The sequence below is a fragment of the Pseudomonas sp. T1.Ur genome, from assembly GCF_023516725.1.
Taxonomy (GTDB): domain Bacteria; phylum Pseudomonadota; class Gammaproteobacteria; order Pseudomonadales; family Pseudomonadaceae; genus Aquipseudomonas; species Aquipseudomonas alvandae.
This window is the reverse complement of the sequence record NZ_JAMGSN010000001.1, coordinates 5,834,361-5,849,972: the sequence shown is the minus strand read 5'-3', so window position 1 is coordinate 5,849,972 and position 15,612 is coordinate 5,834,361. Positions and strand designations below refer to the sequence as shown.

Genomic DNA, 15,612 nt, shown 5'->3' with positions numbered 1-15,612 from the left:
TGGCGGTGATTCAGTCACATCGATTTTGACTGACACACCGCTATCGCGAGCAAGCTCGCTCCCACAAGGGAAAGGAGTCAGACCACGATTTCGTGCGTGGACTGCTGATCACCCTCGAACATCAGATACTCAACCAACTCCACCAGCGGCAACGGCTTGCTGATCAGGAACCCCTGCACCTGATCGCAACCGAAGCCACGCAGCAGGTCCAGTTGTTCAGCGGTTTCCACACCTTCGGCGACCACTTCCAGGTTGAGGTTATGGGCCAGGTTGATCATCGCATGCACCAGCTTGCGGTTCTCTTCGCGCTGCTCCATGCCGCCGACGAAGCTCTTGTCGATCTTGAGCAAGGCGATCGGCAGGCTGTTGAGGTGCACGAACGATGAGAACCCGGTGCCGAAGTCGTCGAGGGAAAACCGTACCCCCAGGCGCCCCAGCGCATCCATGGTCTGCTTGACCAGTTCGCTGCGGCGCATGACGGCGGTTTCGGTGAGTTCGAACTCCAGCCACTGGGCCTCGACGCCCCGCTCGGCAATCAATCGACTCAGGGTCGGCAGCAGCTGGCTGTCCTGGAACTGCCGGAATGACAGGTTGATCGCCATGTGCAGCGGCGCCAGCCCGCGTTCGCGCAGATCCTGCATGTCCCGCAGGGCCCTGGAGATCACCCAGTAGCCCAACGGCACGATGAGGCCGCTTTGCTCGGCCAGCGGCACGAACTCACTCGGTGGCAGCAGGCCACGCTCGCCGTGACGCCAGCGCACCAGCGCTTCGAGGCCGACGATATGGCCGCCATCGAGATTCAGCCGGGGCTGATAGTGCAACTCCAGTTCATCGCGGCGCAGCGCCCGGCGCAGTTCGCTTTCCAGGTCGGCGAGGCTGCGGGCATTGCGATTGATGCGTTCATTGAAGATATGAAACGTGCAGCCTTGTGTGCTCTTGGCTTGCTGCATGGCGATGTGGGCGTGCCACATCAAGGGATCGGCACCGGCCTGGGCTCGAGCATGGGCGATACCCAGGCTGCACCCGATCAATAGGCTTTCGCCATCCACCCAGTAGGGTTCGGCCATGGCCTCGGTGATGCGTTCGGCCATCCATTCCGCGCGCTGGGGTGCACGGCGGGTATCGATCAGCAGGGCGAACTCGTCGCTGCCCAGCCGCGCCAGTTGATCACCGGCCTCAAGCGAGCCCTTGAGCCGCGAGACCACTTGCAGGATCAGCCGGTCGCCGGCCTGGTGGCCGAGGGCATCGTTGGCGTGACGAAAATTATCGAGGTCCAGGTGACCGAGCGCCAGGCCACGTCCTTCGTTTTCAGCCAGGCGCGCCGCCAGCAGGGTCTGGAAACCCTGACGGTTGGCGATGCCGGTCAACGGGTCCTGTTCGGCGAGTCGTTGCAGGGTATTTTCCAGCACCCCCCGCTCGCGCACATGGCGCAGGCAACGGCGCAACGTCGCCTCGTCAAGGACATCACGCACCAACCAGTCGCTGACACCATCCGGGGAAGTCGAAGGCTCATGCTCCAGCAAAAGGACCGTCGGCAGACGACAGCGACCGGGCGCCGGCTGCAGGGACGCAACAGTCAGCAGGACCGCGTTGCGGTTGTCTTCGAACAGGCTGCTGACCGATTCCCAGCTTGGAGCGCTGATCAACACGACCGAGGCGCCCATGGGCGCCAGGCACTCGCGCAATATCGCAGACCACTCAGGCGTTTCGGCCAACAACAGCAAACGCAAGGGTTCGACAGGCGTAGACAAGCTGACTCCCTAGACTCTGCAAGGTGGTAGGCGCGGGGCATTATGACTCGCCGAAGGGCAATCACCAATGCCAACGGTTCTCAAACACCCGCTTTTGAGCGTTTATTCATCCAAAAACGAACGTTAGACCTAAATTCTGTCCGCATCCTGAGGGAAAGTGACAAAAGCGGCAAATGGAGATGATGGGCAGCGTCACAAGTCGGACAGGGCAGCACAATTCTCAGAGCCTGTTAAAATGCCGGCCCATTTCGCAAACGACTCCCTGACTCTGTCATGTCCCGACTCAATCCCCGGCAGCAAGAAGCCGTGAACTATGTCGGCGGCCCTCTTTTGGTGCTCGCCGGTGCAGGCTCCGGCAAGACCAGCGTGATCACCCGCAAGATCGCGCATTTGATCCAGAACTGCGGCATCCGCGCCCAGTACATCGTCGCCATGACCTTCACCAACAAGGCCGCCCGGGAAATGAAGGAGCGGGTCGGTGGCCTGTTGCGCGCCGGCGAAGGCCGCGGCCTGACCGTCTGCACCTTCCACAACCTGGGCCTGAACATCATCCGCAAGGAACATGCGCGGCTGGGCTACAAGCCGGGCTTCTCGATTTTCGACGAGACCGACGTCAAGGCGCTGATGACGGACATCATGCAGAAGGAGTACTCGGGCGACGACGGCGTCGACGAGATCAAGAACATGATCGGCGCCTGGAAAAACGACCTGGTCCTGCCGCCCGAAGCCCTGGAAAACGCCCGCAACCCCAAGGAGCAGACTGCCGCCATCGTCTACGCCCATTACCAGCGCACGCTCAAGGCGTTCAACGCGGTGGACTTCGACGACCTGATCCTGCTGCCGGTCAAGCTGTTCCAGGACCACGCCGACATTCTCGAAAAATGGCAGAACAAGGTCCGCTACCTGCTGGTGGACGAATACCAGGACACCAACGCCAGCCAGTATCTGCTGGTGAAGTTGCTGATCGGCAAACGCAACCAGTTCACCGTGGTGGGCGACGACGACCAGTCGATCTATGCCTGGCGCGGCGCGCGGCCGGAAAACCTGATGTTGCTCAAGGAAGACTACCCGTCGCTCAAAGTGGTGATGCTGGAGCAGAACTACCGCTCCACCAGCCGCATCCTGCGCTGCGCCAACGTGCTGATTTCCAACAACCCCCACGAGTTCGAAAAGCAACTGTGGAGCGAGATGGGCCACGGCGACGAAATCCGCGTGATCCGTTGCCGCAACGAAGACGCCGAAGCCGAGCGCGTGGCCATGGAAATCCTCAGCCTGCACCTGCGCACCGACCGGCCGTACAGCGATTTTGCGATCCTGTACCGCGGCAACTACCAGGCCAAGCTGATCGAACTGAAACTGCAGCATCACCAGGTTCCCTATCGCCTGTCGGGGGGCAACAGCTTTTTCGGCCGCCAGGAAGTGAAGGACCTGATGGCCTACTTCCGCCTGATCGTGAACCCGGACGACGACAACGCCTTCCTGCGGGTGATCAACGTGCCGCGCCGGGAAATCGGCTCGACCACCCTGGAGAAACTCGGCAACTACGCCACCGAGCGCAAGATCTCGATGTACGCCGCCACGGACGAAATCGGCCTGGGCGAGCACTTGGACAGCCGCTTCACCGACCGCCTGGCACGTTTCAAGCGTTTCATGGACAAGGTCCGCGAACAGTGCGCCGGGGAAGATCCGATTGCGGCGCTGCGCAGCATGGTCATGGACATCGACTACGAGAATTGGCTGCGCACCAACAGCTCCAGCGACAAGGCCGCCGACTACCGCATGAGCAACGTCTGGTTCCTGATCGAGGCGTTGAAGAACACCTTGGAAAAAGACGAAGACGGTGACATGACCGTCGAGGACGCCATCGGCAAGCTCGTGCTGCGGGACATGCTTGAACGCCAGCAGGAAGAGGAAGAAGGCGCCGAAGGGGTGCAGATGATGACGCTGCACGCCTCCAAGGGCCTGGAGTTTCCCTATGTGTTCATCATGGGGATGGAAGAAGAAATCCTGCCCCACCGCTCCAGCATCGAGGCCGACACCATTGAAGAAGAACGGCGACTGGCCTACGTTGGCATCACCCGGGCGCGCCAGACGCTAGCCTTCACCTTCGCCGCCAAGCGCAAGCAGTACGGCGAAGTGATCGACTGCGCCCCGAGCCGCTTTCTCGATGAGCTGCCGCCGGACGACCTGGCCTGGGAAGGCAACGACGACACGCCGACGGAAGTCAAAGCCGTTCGCGGCAACAATGCCCTGGCGGATATACGCGCGATGTTGAAGCGCTAGACTATTTTTTCTCAACGACTTCAGGCGCTGAACGCGTCATCAGAGGAGGCTTCATGGAAGCCCTGCACCAGAAAATCCGCGAGCTAGGCATCGTGCTGTCCGACCAGGTCCTGAAGGTCGATGCGTTTCTCAACCACCAGATCGACCCGCAGTTGATGAAGCTGATCGGCGACGAATTCGCCGCGCTGTTCATGGATTCGGGCATCACCAAAATCGTCACCATCGAAGCCTCGGGCATTGCCCCGGCGATCATGACCGGGCTGAACCTTGGCGTGCCGGTGATCTTCGCCCGCAAGCAACAGTCCCTGACCCTGACGGAAAACCTGCTGTCGGCCACCGTGTATTCGTTCACCAAGAAGACCGAAAACACCGTCGCCATCAGCCCGCGCCACCTGACCAGCAGCGACCGCGTGCTGATCATCGATGACTTCCTGGCCAACGGCAAAGCCTCCCAGGCGCTGATTTCCATCATCAAGCAGGCGGGTGCCACTGTTGCCGGGCTGGGGATCGTGATCGAGAAATCATTTCAGGGCGGCCGCGCGGAATTGGATGCCCAGGGCTATCGCGTCGAATCGTTGGCTCGGGTGAAGTCGCTGGCGGGCGGGGTTGTGACCTTTATCGATTGATCCCTGTGTCCCCTGTGGGAGCGAGCTTGCTCGCGATAGCAGTCTGTCAGACACCTTTAGGTAACAGATACACCGCCATCGCGAGCAAGCTCGCTCCCACAGGGGTTTCAGGTTGGTTGTTGTTGCGCAGTCGCCTTGAGCCCCGCCAGCAACAGCCGCTGATACAACTCTTCCTTCAGCCCCTCGGGATCCGTCAACTGCATTCGCTCCAGATGCCCGGCATATTCCCAGGGCTCCGGCGCATCCAGGGCGGCCTTGCCCAGGTCGAGAATCTCGGTGAGCTTGAATTTGCTCTTCAGCCAGTTCAGCGCCCGCAACAAGTCCCGCTCGATCCCGTCGAAATCACAGCCCAGCGGGTATTCCGGAAAAAGGTTGGGATGCCGCGCCTGGATCGCCTGCAAACGTTCCGAGGTGTTGTCGGCGAACCGTGGATCAAGTCGAAAATCCTTCGGCAACTTGCCGGCATTCTGCGCCTGCTCGATCAGCCCGGGCTGGAAGCGTGAATCGCTGATGTTCAGCAACGCCTCGATCACCGCGGCGTCGGTCTTGCCCCGCAGGTCGGCGATGCCGTACTCGGTCACCACGATGTCTCGCAGGTGCCGGGGAATCGTGCAATGGCCGTATTCCCAGACGATATTCGAACTGACCACCCCGCCCGATTCCCGCCAGCTGCGCAACAGCAGGATCGAGCGCGCCCCTTCCAGCGCATGCCCCTGGGCGACGAAGTTGTACTGCCCACCCACACCGCTGAGCACCCGCCCATCTTCCAACTGGTCCGCCACTCCGGCGCCCATCAGGGTCATGGTGAAGACCGTGTTGATGAAGCGTGCATCGAGGCGCTGCAAGCGCTTGAGCTGCTCCTGACCGTACAGCTCGTTGATGTAGCTGATGCGGGTCATGTTGAATTCGAGTAGACGGCTCTGCGGCAACTCCCTCAGGCGTTCGTAAAAACTGCGCGGACCGAGGAAAAACCCACCATGGATGCAAATGCCGTCGGGCTGCGCCGCCTCGTCGAGGGTTCCGGCAATGGCCCGTTCCTGGGTCGGTTCGTCGGGATAGACCTTGCGCCGGATAATCCCGGCCTCCGCCAACACCAGCAAACCGTTGACGAACATTTCACTGCAACCGTACAGCCCTTTGGCAAACGGCTCGACGCCGCCCTCGCGCTCGATCAACTGCGCCCACTGGCTGAGGTTCACGTCCGCCAGCAGGGCCTGGTAACCGGCGTTATCGGCCTGGCGCGCCAACAGCGCCGCCGTCAACGCATCGCCCATGGAGCCGATGCCGATCTGCAGCGTCCCGCCATCGCGTACCAGGGTGCTGGCGTGCAGGCCGATCAGGTGGTCCTGGAAACCCACCGGCATGTTCGGCGTGGAAAACAACGTGTGGCTGTCCTTCTCGTCGATCAGCAGGTCGAAGCCATCGATGCCGATTTCCGCATCCCCGGGCATGTAGGGCAAGTCGCTATGGACCTGGCCCACCATGAGGATGGTTTCCCCCGCCTCCCGCCGCTTGGCGATCATCGGCAACAGGTCCAGGGTGATGTCCGGGTTGCAGCTCAGGCTCAAGCGATCCGGATGTTCCGGGTCGCTCGCCACCAGTTGCGCGATCAGGTTCAACCCTGCCCCGTTGATGTCCCGGGCCGCGTGGCTGTAGTTGCTGCTGACATAGTCCTGCTGGGCCGACGCGCTGTGCAGAAGGCTGCCAGGCTGCATGAAGAATTGCTGGACGCGGATATTGGCCGGCAGGCTGTCGCGCTGCAGATCGGCGAGGTAATCGAGTTCTGGATAATCACCGAAGACCCGTTCGACAAAGGGCTCGAGAAAGCGCTTCTGCAACCCGTCGCCCAGGTTCGGCCGACCCAGGCTCAGTGCTGTGTAAAGGGTCAGCTGGCGCTCGGGCATTTGCGCAATGCGCTGGTAAAGCGCGTTGGCGAACAGGTTGGGCTTGCCCAGCCCCAGGGGCATGCCGAGGTGGATATGCGCGGGCAGACGCTCGAGTACGTCATCCACCGCCTGTTCGATTGAACACAACTGCACCATCCGAACCTCCGGGACATTCCATGAATGTGGGTTGGACCGAGCTTGCCGGGTCTTGGTTGCGATGACCAGTCCGGAAAAAATCCCAGGCACAAAAAAGCCGCTCGTAAGCGGCTTTTTTTCGGAAGATGAACGCGTATTACAGGCCGGACATCTCTTTGATGGCGCCTTTGAGTTCATCATCGGTGCAATCGGCGCAGGTGCCTTTAGGCGGCATGGAATTGATCCCGGTAATGGCCTTCGCCAGGATGCCGTCAAGGCCGCCCTGGTGGTCGGCGCGTTCTTTCCAGGCAGCCTTGTCGCCGATTTTCGGAGCGCCCAGCAGGCCGGTACCGTGGCAAGCATTGCAATGTTTGGCGATAACGTCTTTTGGCGCCTTGGCACCGCCAGCGCCACCCGCCGCGGCAGCCACTTCCATGCCCTTGCATTCCTTGCCCTGGACGCAAACCTGGCCGACGGGTTCAAGGCGCTTGGCGATATCATCGGTCGGCGCCGCTTGAGCGCTCGCAGCCCACAGGGCCAATACGGTTGCTGGTGCAGCCAGCATTTTCATAATTAGGTTCACGCGTACACCCTCAATGGTGGCTAGTCACGCCTGCGGCCACGGTTTGCAGGCGGGCGCAAGTATAGCGGTAAGCCTGTCACTCCGAAACAACCCCAAAGTCGCAAGGGTCTTGTTTGTCATGACAGCCCGACCTTCGAGCGCCTTTGCCCTGCGGGTTCGGCGCCTCTTCGTCTAGAAATTGGCCGGTGTGGCTGCGCTGATCAGTCGCGCCGGCACGTCGAACGGATTACGGAAACGATGGGGCTTGGTACTTTCGAAATAGTAGCTGTCGCCCGCCTCCAGCACGAAGGTTTCGGCGCCGACCACCAATTCCAGCCGCCCTTCCACCAGGATTCCGGTCTCTTCGCCTTCGTGGGTAAGCATCTCGTCACCGGTATCGGCGCCGGGCGGATAGATTTCGTTCAGAAAGGCAATCGCCCGGCTCGGATGCGCCCTGCCCACCAGCTTCATGGTCACGGCGCCATCGGAGATGTCGATCAGTTCGTTGGCTTTGTAGACGATCTGGGTCGGTTTCTCCTGGAGGATTTCTTCGGAGAAAAACTCGACCATGGACATGGGAATCCCGCCAAGGACCTTGCGCAGCGAGCTGATCGAGGGGCTCACACTGTTCTTCTCGATCATCGAAATGGTGCTGTTGGTGACGCCCGCGCGCTTGGCGAGTTCACGCTGGGAAAGGCCTTTGAGTTTACGAATGGATTGCAGTCGTTCACCGACGTCCAATGCTGGAGCCTCCAGGGAATCAGGTTATGTGTAAAGTGAGCGTTATCATGGCGACAGCGTTCAGTATTTACAACACCTTGGCCCGAATCCTGTGCGGTGAAGCGACTTTCGGTAGGTCACGCTGGGTGTCAGCCCTCGGAATAGAGCCTTGGCACCCGTCGCAGATTGCAGAAAATCTGGTAGGGAATCATGTCGGCAGCCTTCGCAACGTCACTGGCGAAGACATTCTTGCCCCACAGCTCCACGGTTGAGCCAAGCCCGGCTTGGGGAATATGGGTCAAGTCCACGGCCAGCATGTCCATCGATACCCGCCCGACCAGTTGGCTACGCTGCCCATCCACCAGCACCGGCGTGCCGTTGGGCGCCTGGCGCGGGTAGCCGTCGGCGTACCCCATGGCGACCACGCCGACCCGGGTCGGTTGCGCCGTGACAAAGCGCGCGCCATAGCCCACGGGCTCGCCGGCGGGAAGCTCACGCACGCTGATGATTTTCGATTCCAGCGTCATGACCGGTTGCAGGCGCGAGGCAACGGCATTGGCTTCTTCGAAAGGGGTCGCGCCGTACAGCATGATGCCGGGCCGCACCCAGTCGCTGGGAATCTGCGGCCAGCCCAGCACCGCTGGCGAGTTGCGCAGGCTGACCTCTGCCATCAGGCCCTGGCGGGTCTGCTCGAACACCGCTAATTGTTGCAGGCTGCTGGGGTCATGCAATTCATCGGCGCGGGCGAAGTGGCTCATCAACACGATCTTCGCCACGTTGCCGCTGGCCAGCAGGCGACGATACGCCGGCTGGAAATCGTCCGGGTGCAGTCCGACCCGATGCATGCCCGAATCGAGCTTGAGCCAGACCGTGATCGGCTTGCCCAGCGTCGCGCGCTCGATCGCTTCGAGCTGCCACAACGCATGCACCACGCACCAGAAGTCGTGCTCGACGATCAGCGCAAGCTCATCCACCTCGAAGAAACCTTCCAGCAGCAGGATCGGCCCGCGAATCCCACCGGCCCGCAGCTCCAGGGCCTCTTCGATGCACGCCACCGCGAAGCCGTCCGCCGTTTCCTGCAAGGCCTCGGCGCAGCGCACCGCGCCATGCCCATAAGCATCGGCCTTGATCACCGCCAGGGCCTTGGCCCCCGTGACTTCACGGGCTAGCTGGTAGTTGTGACGCAGGGCTTGGAGGTCGATCAAGGCACGGGCAGGACGCATGGCGGCAGGCTTCTAGGCGGTCATGGTTAAAAAAACCGGCGCGGGTTGACGGCATCAGCCGACAACAGCGCCGGGGGAGGGAGAGTCTTGACAGTGATCAGGGCAGCGCCGCGACGACGGACAGCTCCACCAGGATCTGCGGTTCGCACAATTTGGCCTCCACCGTGGCGCGGGCCGGGGCGACGCCCTTGGGCAGCCATTTGTCCCACACCGCGTTCATGCCGGCGAAGTGCGCGTCGATGTCCTTCAGGTAAATCGTCACCGACAGCAGGCGGCTCTTGTCGGTCCCGGCCAGGTCAAGCAGACGCTCGATATTGGCCAGTGTCTCGCGAGTCTGCTGTTCGATACCGGCATTCATGTCGTCGCCGACCTGCCCTGCCAGGTAAACGGTGCCGTTGTGCACGACAACCTGACTCATGCGGTCATTGGTGAGCTGGCGCTGGATTGCCATGTTTCGCGGACTCCTGGGGTTTGCTGCCATAACGGGAAATATCGAGGCCTTCGGCGCTGATCTGTGGCTTTTTCTTCGCCATCAGGTCCGCGAGAAGGCGACCGGAACCACAGGCCATGGTCCAACCGAGGGTGCCGTGGCCGGTGTTCAGGAACAGGTTCTTGAACGGTGTCGCCCCAACGATCGGCGTGCCGTCCGGAGTGGTCGGGCGCAGGCCGGTCCAGAAACTGGCCTGGGCCAAATCGCCGCCCTGAGGATAAAGGTCGTTGACGATCATCTCCAGGGTTTCGCGCCGGCGCGGGTTGAGCGAGAGGTCAAAACCGGCGATTTCCGCCATGCCGCCAACGCGGATACGGTTGTCGAACCGGGTGATGGCGACCTTGTAGGTTTCGTCCAGGATGGTCGAAGTCGGTGCCATCGCCGGATTGGTGATCGGCACGGTCAGCGAGTAACCCTTGAGCGGATACACCGGCGCGCGGATTCCCAGCGGCTTGAGCAGTTGCGGCGAGTAACTGCCAAGCGCCAGGACATAACGGTCGGCGGTTTCCAGCTTGCCATCGATCCACACGCCGTTGATGCGATCGCCGGCGAAATCCAGGCGCTCGATGTTCTGGTCGAAGCGAAATTGCACGCCGAGCTTCACGGCCATTTCCGCCAGCCGGGTGGTGAACATCTGGCAATCGCCGGTCTGGTCATTTGGCAGGCGCAGCGCACCGGCAAGGATGTCGGTGACATTGGCCAGGGCCGGTTCAACGCGGGCGATGCCTTCGCGATCGAGGACTTCGAACGGTACGCCGGATTCCTTCAGAACAGCGATGTCCTTGGCCGCGCCATCGAGCTGGGCCTGGGTGCGGAACAGTTGGGTAGTGCCGAGGCTGCGGCCTTCGTAGGCGATGCCGGTTTCGGCGCGCAACTCGTCGAGGCAATCACGGCTGTACTCGGACAGGCGGACCATGCGCTCCTTGTTGATGGCATAGCGGCTGGCGGTGCAATTGCGCAGCATCTGCGCCATCCACAAGTATTGGTCGATGTCGGCGGTGGCCTTGATCGCCAGCGGTGCGTGACGTTGCAGCAGCCATTTGATCGCCTTGAGCGGCACACCCGGCGCGGCCCACGGCGAGGCGTAACCCGGCGATACCTGGCCGGCGTTGGCGAAACTGGTTTCCATGGCAGGCGCCGGCTGGCGATCGACCACCACCACTTCAAACCCGGCACGCGCCAGATAATAAGCACTGACGGTACCGATGACGCCGCTACCCAAGACCAGAACGCGCATGTTGAAACCCTCATCGCGGATAACCGCTGACGTTTGTTGTACAAACCTTAGATGCGCGCAGTGTAAAAAAGATCAGCCAGTGCTTTTCACTATATAAATGCCTATATTTGGCGAGAATTCTCGGCAAAAACCCTTTTCACGGAGGCGCATCACCTGTGCGGACCAACACTCAGACCAAACGCGAGCTGGACAAGATCGACCGCAACATCCTGCGCATCCTTCAGGCCGACGGGCGAATCTCCTTCACCGAACTGGGCGAAAAGGTCGGTCTCTCCACCACGCCGTGCACGGAGCGGGTGCGACGGCTGGAGCGCGAAGGCATCATCATGGGCTACAACGCCCGGCTCAATCCGCAACACTTGAAGGGTAGCCTGCTGGTGTTCGTCGAGATCAGCCTGGACTACAAATCCGGCGACACCTTCGAAGAGTTCCGACGCGCGGTGCTGAAACTGCCTCATGTGCTCGAATGTCACCTCGTGTCGGGGGACTTCGACTATCTGGTGAAGGCACGGATCTCCGAGATGGCCTCATACCGCAAACTGCTGGGCGACATCCTGCTCAAGCTGCCCCACGTGCGTGAGTCCAAGAGCTACATCGTGATGGAAGAAGTGAAGGAAAGCCTGAACCTGCCGATTCCGGATTGAGTCTGGCTCCAGGCCGCTATCGCGAGCAAGCTCGCTCCCACACAGGTAGGTGGCGAACGCTTTCTTGCGAACAACGGAGATCCCTTGCTCGCGAAGGCGGCGACCCGGTATCCCTGGCAGTTAAACCAACACCTGCCGAGTGCTGGCCATGTACTCATGGATCTGCTTCTCGACGCGCGGATGGATCAACTCCACCGGTCGCCGGCCATTGGGGCACGGTAAGGTCGCCGTGGTGCCGAACAGCCGGCAGATCAGCGGTCGCTCGTCATACACGGTGCAACCGTTCGGCCCCAGGTGCACGCAATCGAGTGCTTCCATCGCCGCGTCCTGCTCGGCGCGGGTCTTGCGCGGCAGGCGAGCCATTTCCTCGGGCGAGGTGGTCACCGGACCGCAGCAGTCGTGGCAGCCCGGAACGCACTCAAACGTCGGAATCTGCTGACGCAACGTGCGGATTTTTTGACTGTTGCAGCTCATCGAGGCGATTACCGGATCGGGACAGGCCCGGATTCTGCCTTAAAAGCCGCAGGTCAGACAGCACCAGCCGACCAGTGTTGCCGACAGAGGAAAGCACGGCTTATGCTCCGTAAAATTTCTCAAACACAAAAATCAGGATTACGCACATGAACGCCCGTGTTCAGCAACCTGTCCCCAGCCACGCGCACGCCGCCTCTTATTACGCCGCCAGCAGCCTGCCGCAGCCGGACCATCCGGCGCTGCAAGGCGAGTTGGTCGCGGACGTCTGCGTGGTGGGCGGCGGGTTCTCCGGGTTGAACACAGCCATCGAACTGGCCGAGCGCGGCATGAGCGTGGTCCTGCTCGAAGCACACAAAATCGGCTGGGGCGCCAGCGGACGCAACGGCGGCCAGCTGATTCGCGGCGTTGGCCACGGTCTCGATCAGTTCGCTCCTGTCGTCGGCACCGAGGGCGTCCGTCAGATGAAACTGATGGGGCTCGAGGCGGTGGAAATCGTCCGACAGCGGGTCGAGCGTTTTCAGATTGCTTGCGACCTGACCTGGGGTTATTGCGACCTCGCCAACAAACCCGGCGACCTCGAGGGCTTTGCCGAAGACGCCGAAGAGCTCCGCAGCCTGGGCTATCGCTACGAGACCCGGTTGCTGCAGGCCGATGAGATGCATAGCGTGGTGGGCTCGGACCGCTACGTTGGCGGCCTGATCGACATGGGGTCGGGACATCTGCATCCGCTCAACCTGGCGCTGGGAGAAGCGGCAGCGGCGCAGCAACGGGGGGTCCGACTGTTCGAGGGATCGGCTGTTACCCGCATTGACTATGGGCCGCAGGTGAAAATCCACACCTCTCAAGGTTCGGTCCGCGCCAAGACCCTGGTGCTGGGTTGCAATGCCTACCTCAACGGCCTCAACCAGGAGCTGAGTGGAAAGGTATTGCCCGCCGGCAGCTACATCATCGCCACCGAGCCACTGAGCGAAGCCCAGGCTCAAGCCCTGTTGCCACAGAACATGGCCGTCTGTGACCAGCGAGTGGCACTGGATTACTACCGACTTTCGGCAGATCGGCGCTTGTTGTTCGGCGGGGCTTGTCATTATTCAGGACGTGATCCGCAGGACATCGGCGCTTACATGCGTCCGAAAATGCTCAAGGTGTTCCCGCAACTGGCGGACGTGAAGATCGATTATCAGTGGGGCGGGATGATTGGCATCGGCGCCAATCGCTTACCGCAGATTGGCAGGCTGAAAGACCAGCCGAACGTGTATTACGCCCAGGCCTATTCCGGTCATGGCGTGAACGCCACGCACCTGGCGGGCAAACTGTTGGCCGAGGCGATCAGTGGGCAGCAGGGCGGCGGTTTCGACCTGTTTGCCCGGGTACCGCACATGACCTTCCCGGGCGGCAAGCATTTGCGCTCGCCATTGCTGGCGCTGGGGATGTTGTGGCATCGGTTGAAAGAACTGGTTTGATCCTTTGTAGGCGCTGCCGGAGGCTGCGATCTTTTGATTTTGAGCTTTCGCTTGCGACTCAATTGTCTGGGACAAGATCGCAGCCTCGTTGCACTCGGCAGCTCCTACATGGCTCCTACATAGCTCTTACATGGCTTCTACATGGCTCTTACATAGCTCCTACACAACGCCTACAGCCCAGCGGGAGCAAGCGCCCTTGCCACAGTTATTATCGATTCAAAGCCGCCAGAACGGCTTCAGGCCTTCCGCCCGTGCCTGCTCCCGGCTCAGTCCGATGTCCCGCAACTGTTCGGTCGACAAATCCAGCAAGGCTTTGCGTGTATGCAAACGACGCCAGAACAGGCCCCAGCGACTCAGGTCGGCTGGAGCGTTGCGCAAATCCCCGCTACGCAGCCCCTTCTCCTGCCCCGCCGCCAATTCCTGACTGTGTAACGTCAGCCGCACATCGCTCAAGCCGTTCATTTTGATCGCTCCTGTTTACTTGGGTAGCCAGAGGTTTCATGATGCGCGGACGGCAAAAAGCGATACAGATCCAACCAATATCTTTTACATGCATACAGATAGGCTATTTTCCCGGCTGAATTGAAGTTTTGCAGCTCATCTGTATCGGTCGCTGCTTTCACCTGATCAGGACTACGCCATGACGCTCTACGTGAACCTCGCCGAGTTGCTCGGGACCCGCATCGAACAAGGCTTCTACCGCCCCGGCGACCGGCTGCCCTCGGTGCGAGCCCTGAGTACGGAACATGGCGTCAGCCTGAGCACCGTCCAGCAGGCTTACCGCGTGTTGGAAGACAACGGGCTGGCCACGCCGAAACCCAAGTCAGGTTATTTCGTCCCGGTCAGCCGTGAGCTGCCGGACCTGCCGGCAATCGGCCGTCCAGCCCAGCGCCCGGTGGACATTTCCCAGTGGGACCAAGTGCTGGAGCTGATACGCGCAATACCTCGCAAGGATGTGGTACAGCTGGGCCGTGGCATGCCGGATATCCATTCACCCACCATGAAACCGTTACTGCGCAGCCTGGCGCAGATCAGCCGGCGACAAGACATGCCCGGCCTGTATTACGACAACATCTACGGCAACCTCCAGTTGCGCGAACAGATCGCCCGGTTATCCCTGGATTCCGGCTGCCAACTGACAGCCAACGACCTGATCGTCACCACTGGCTGCCACGAAGCACTGTCGGTCAGTATTCGCGCAACCTGCGAACAGGGCGATATTGTCGCGGTGGATTCACCCAGCTTTCACGGCGCCATGCAAACGCTGAAGGGCCTGGGCATGAAAGCCCTCGAGATTCCCACCGACCCGCTCACGGGGATCAGCCTGGAGGCATTGGAGCTGGCATTGGAACAATGGCCAATCAAGGCCATACAGTTGACGCCCAGCTGCAACAACCCGCTGGGCTACATCATGCCGGAGGCCAACAAGCGCGCCTTGCTGACCTTGGCCCAGCGTTTCGATGTGGCCATTATCGAGGACGATGTGTACGGGGAATTGGCCTACACCTACCCGCGACCACGTACGATCAAATCCTTCGATGAAGACGGCCGCGTCCTGCTCTGCAGTTCTTTTTCCAAGACGCTGGCCCCGGGCCTGCGGGTCGGCTGGATTGCGCCCGGTCGGTACCTTGAGCGCGCGCTGCACATGAAGTACATCAGCACCGGATCTACCGCGCCGCAGCCCCAGATCGCCATCGCGGAATTCCTCAAGAACGGGCACTTCGAACCCCATCTGCGGCGCATGCGCACGCAATACCAGCGCAATCGCGACGTGATGATGGATTGGGTAAGCCGGTACTTTCCCCAAGGCACCCGCGCCAGTCGCCCCCGTGGCAGCTTCATGCTCTGGGTCGAGTTACCCGAGGGCTTCGACACGCTGAAGCTCAACCGCGTGCTGCATGACCAAGGCGTACAGATCGCCGTCGGCAGCATCTTTTCGGCGTCAGGCAAATATCGCAACTGCCTGCGCATGAACTACGCGGCCAAGCCCACTGCACAGATCGAAGACGCCGTGCGCAAGGTTGGTGCCGCAGCATTCACGTTGTTGAACGAAACCCGGCGCGACGCCGTCTGAACATCTAAGCCGGGAAGCAGCATCCGACAGCCGATCCACGCAAACAA

The 15,612-nt window shown here is 61.1% G+C and carries 14 protein-coding genes; 5 read left to right on the top strand and 9 right to left on the bottom strand.

What is annotated here, in order from left to right:
• Positions 1-77: 77 nt before the first annotated feature.
• A complete protein-coding gene (locus M8Q45_RS25820; protein WP_249876922.1) occupies positions 78-1,751 on the bottom strand; it encodes a putative bifunctional diguanylate cyclase/phosphodiesterase in 1,674 nt (557 codons plus the stop codon).
• A gap of 273 nt (positions 1,752-2,024) precedes the next feature.
• On the opposite strand from M8Q45_RS25820, the gene rep reads away from it, so the two are divergent.
• On the top strand, positions 2,025-4,034 hold the full coding sequence (gene rep / locus M8Q45_RS25815) for a DNA helicase Rep (RefSeq protein ID WP_249876921.1): 2,010 nt from the start codon (positions 2,025-2,027) through the stop codon (positions 4,032-4,034).
• 53 nt (positions 4,035-4,087) lie between these two features.
• Positions 4,088-4,660 carry a xanthine phosphoribosyltransferase gene (locus M8Q45_RS25810; protein WP_249876920.1) on the top strand — a complete coding sequence of 191 codons (573 nt, stop codon included), beginning with the start codon at positions 4,088-4,090 and terminating at the stop codon, positions 4,658-4,660.
• Between the two features lie 107 nt (positions 4,661-4,767).
• On the opposite strand, the gene M8Q45_RS25805 is transcribed toward M8Q45_RS25810, so the two are convergent.
• The 6 genes from M8Q45_RS25805 to dadA form a co-directional block, all read right to left on the bottom strand.
• Positions 4,768-6,702: an acetyl-CoA hydrolase/transferase C-terminal domain-containing protein gene (locus M8Q45_RS25805; RefSeq protein ID WP_249876919.1), complete on the bottom strand. Its 1,935-nt coding sequence runs from the start codon at positions 6,700-6,702 to the stop codon at positions 4,768-4,770.
• 136 nt (positions 6,703-6,838) lie between these two features.
• Positions 6,839-7,252: a c-type cytochrome gene (locus M8Q45_RS25800; RefSeq protein WP_030138195.1), complete on the bottom strand. Its 414-nt coding sequence runs from the start codon at positions 7,250-7,252 to the stop codon at positions 6,839-6,841.
• Positions 7,253-7,435: 183 nt separating this feature from the next.
• Positions 7,436-7,984, bottom strand: a complete 549-nt coding sequence (locus tag M8Q45_RS25795; protein ID WP_030138196.1) for a cupin domain-containing protein — start codon at positions 7,982-7,984, stop codon at positions 7,436-7,438.
• Positions 7,985-8,112: 128 nt separating this feature from the next.
• The gene (alr, locus tag M8Q45_RS25790; protein WP_249876918.1) at positions 8,113-9,186 is read right to left on the bottom strand and encodes an alanine racemase; all 1,074 of its coding nucleotides are present in this window, start codon (positions 9,184-9,186) and stop codon (positions 8,113-8,115) included.
• A gap of 97 nt (positions 9,187-9,283) precedes the next feature.
• Positions 9,284-9,637, bottom strand: a complete 354-nt coding sequence (locus tag M8Q45_RS25785; RefSeq protein WP_249876917.1) for a RidA family protein — start codon at positions 9,635-9,637, stop codon at positions 9,284-9,286.
• A complete protein-coding gene (gene dadA, locus M8Q45_RS25780; RefSeq protein WP_030138199.1) occupies positions 9,609-10,913 on the bottom strand; it encodes a D-amino acid dehydrogenase in 1,305 nt (434 codons plus the stop codon). The genes M8Q45_RS25785 and dadA overlap by 29 nt, the downstream gene beginning before the upstream one ends.
• 155 nt (positions 10,914-11,068) lie before the next feature.
• On the opposite strand from dadA, the gene M8Q45_RS25775 reads away from it, so the two are divergent.
• Positions 11,069-11,557 (top strand): Lrp/AsnC ligand binding domain-containing protein, encoded by a 489-nt coding sequence (locus M8Q45_RS25775; RefSeq protein ID WP_003206849.1) that lies wholly within the window; start codon positions 11,069-11,071, stop codon positions 11,555-11,557.
• Between the two features lie 120 nt (positions 11,558-11,677).
• Here M8Q45_RS25775 and M8Q45_RS25770 read toward each other — a convergent pair whose 3' ends face one another.
• Positions 11,678-12,031, bottom strand: a complete 354-nt coding sequence (locus M8Q45_RS25770) for a YkgJ family cysteine cluster protein (protein WP_030138200.1) — start codon at positions 12,029-12,031, stop codon at positions 11,678-11,680.
• A 146-nt stretch (positions 12,032-12,177) separates the two neighbouring features.
• On the opposite strand from M8Q45_RS25770, the gene M8Q45_RS25765 reads away from it, so the two are divergent.
• On the top strand, positions 12,178-13,491 hold the full coding sequence (locus tag M8Q45_RS25765; RefSeq protein ID WP_249876916.1) for an NAD(P)/FAD-dependent oxidoreductase: 1,314 nt from the start codon (positions 12,178-12,180) through the stop codon (positions 13,489-13,491).
• 216 nt (positions 13,492-13,707) lie between these two features.
• Here the strand turns inward: M8Q45_RS25765 and M8Q45_RS25760 are convergent, their stop codons facing one another.
• Positions 13,708-13,953, bottom strand: coding sequence for a DUF1127 domain-containing protein (locus M8Q45_RS25760; protein ID WP_249876915.1), 246 nt, complete (start codon positions 13,951-13,953; stop codon positions 13,708-13,710).
• A gap of 178 nt (positions 13,954-14,131) precedes the next feature.
• On the opposite strand from M8Q45_RS25760, the gene M8Q45_RS25755 reads away from it, so the two are divergent.
• Positions 14,132-15,565 carry an aminotransferase-like domain-containing protein gene (locus tag M8Q45_RS25755; protein WP_249876914.1) on the top strand — a complete coding sequence of 478 codons (1,434 nt, stop codon included), beginning with the start codon at positions 14,132-14,134 and terminating at the stop codon, positions 15,563-15,565.
• Positions 15,566-15,612: the final 47 nt, after the last annotated feature.

Bases quoted from the DNA above. Each gene is read 5' to 3' on its own strand.
- dadA (WP_030138199.1), bottom strand. From the start codon at position 10,913: ATGCGCGTTCTGGTCTTGGGTAGCGGCGTCATCGGTACCGTCAGTGCT.
- M8Q45_RS25785 (WP_249876917.1), bottom strand. From the start codon at position 9,637: ATGGCAATCCAGCGCCAGCTCACCAATGACCGCATGAGTCAGGTTGTC.
- M8Q45_RS25800 (WP_030138195.1), bottom strand. From the start codon at position 7,252: ATGAAAATGCTGGCTGCACCAGCAACCGTATTGGCCCTGTGGGCTGCG.
- M8Q45_RS25770 (WP_030138200.1), bottom strand. From the start codon at position 12,031: ATGAGCTGCAACAGTCAAAAAATCCGCACGTTGCGTCAGCAGATTCCG.
- M8Q45_RS25810 (WP_249876920.1), top strand. From the start codon at position 4,088: ATGGAAGCCCTGCACCAGAAAATCCGCGAGCTAGGCATCGTGCTGTCC.
- M8Q45_RS25805 (WP_249876919.1), bottom strand. From the start codon at position 6,702: ATGGTGCAGTTGTGTTCAATCGAACAGGCGGTGGATGACGTACTCGAG.
- M8Q45_RS25765 (WP_249876916.1), top strand. From the start codon at position 12,178: ATGAACGCCCGTGTTCAGCAACCTGTCCCCAGCCACGCGCACGCCGCC.
- alr (WP_249876918.1), bottom strand. From the start codon at position 9,186: ATGCGTCCTGCCCGTGCCTTGATCGACCTCCAAGCCCTGCGTCACAAC.
- rep (WP_249876921.1), top strand. From the start codon at position 2,025: ATGTCCCGACTCAATCCCCGGCAGCAAGAAGCCGTGAACTATGTCGGC.
- M8Q45_RS25755 (WP_249876914.1), top strand. From the start codon at position 14,132: ATGACGCTCTACGTGAACCTCGCCGAGTTGCTCGGGACCCGCATCGAA.
- M8Q45_RS25760 (WP_249876915.1), bottom strand. From the start codon at position 13,953: ATGAACGGCTTGAGCGATGTGCGGCTGACGTTACACAGTCAGGAATTG.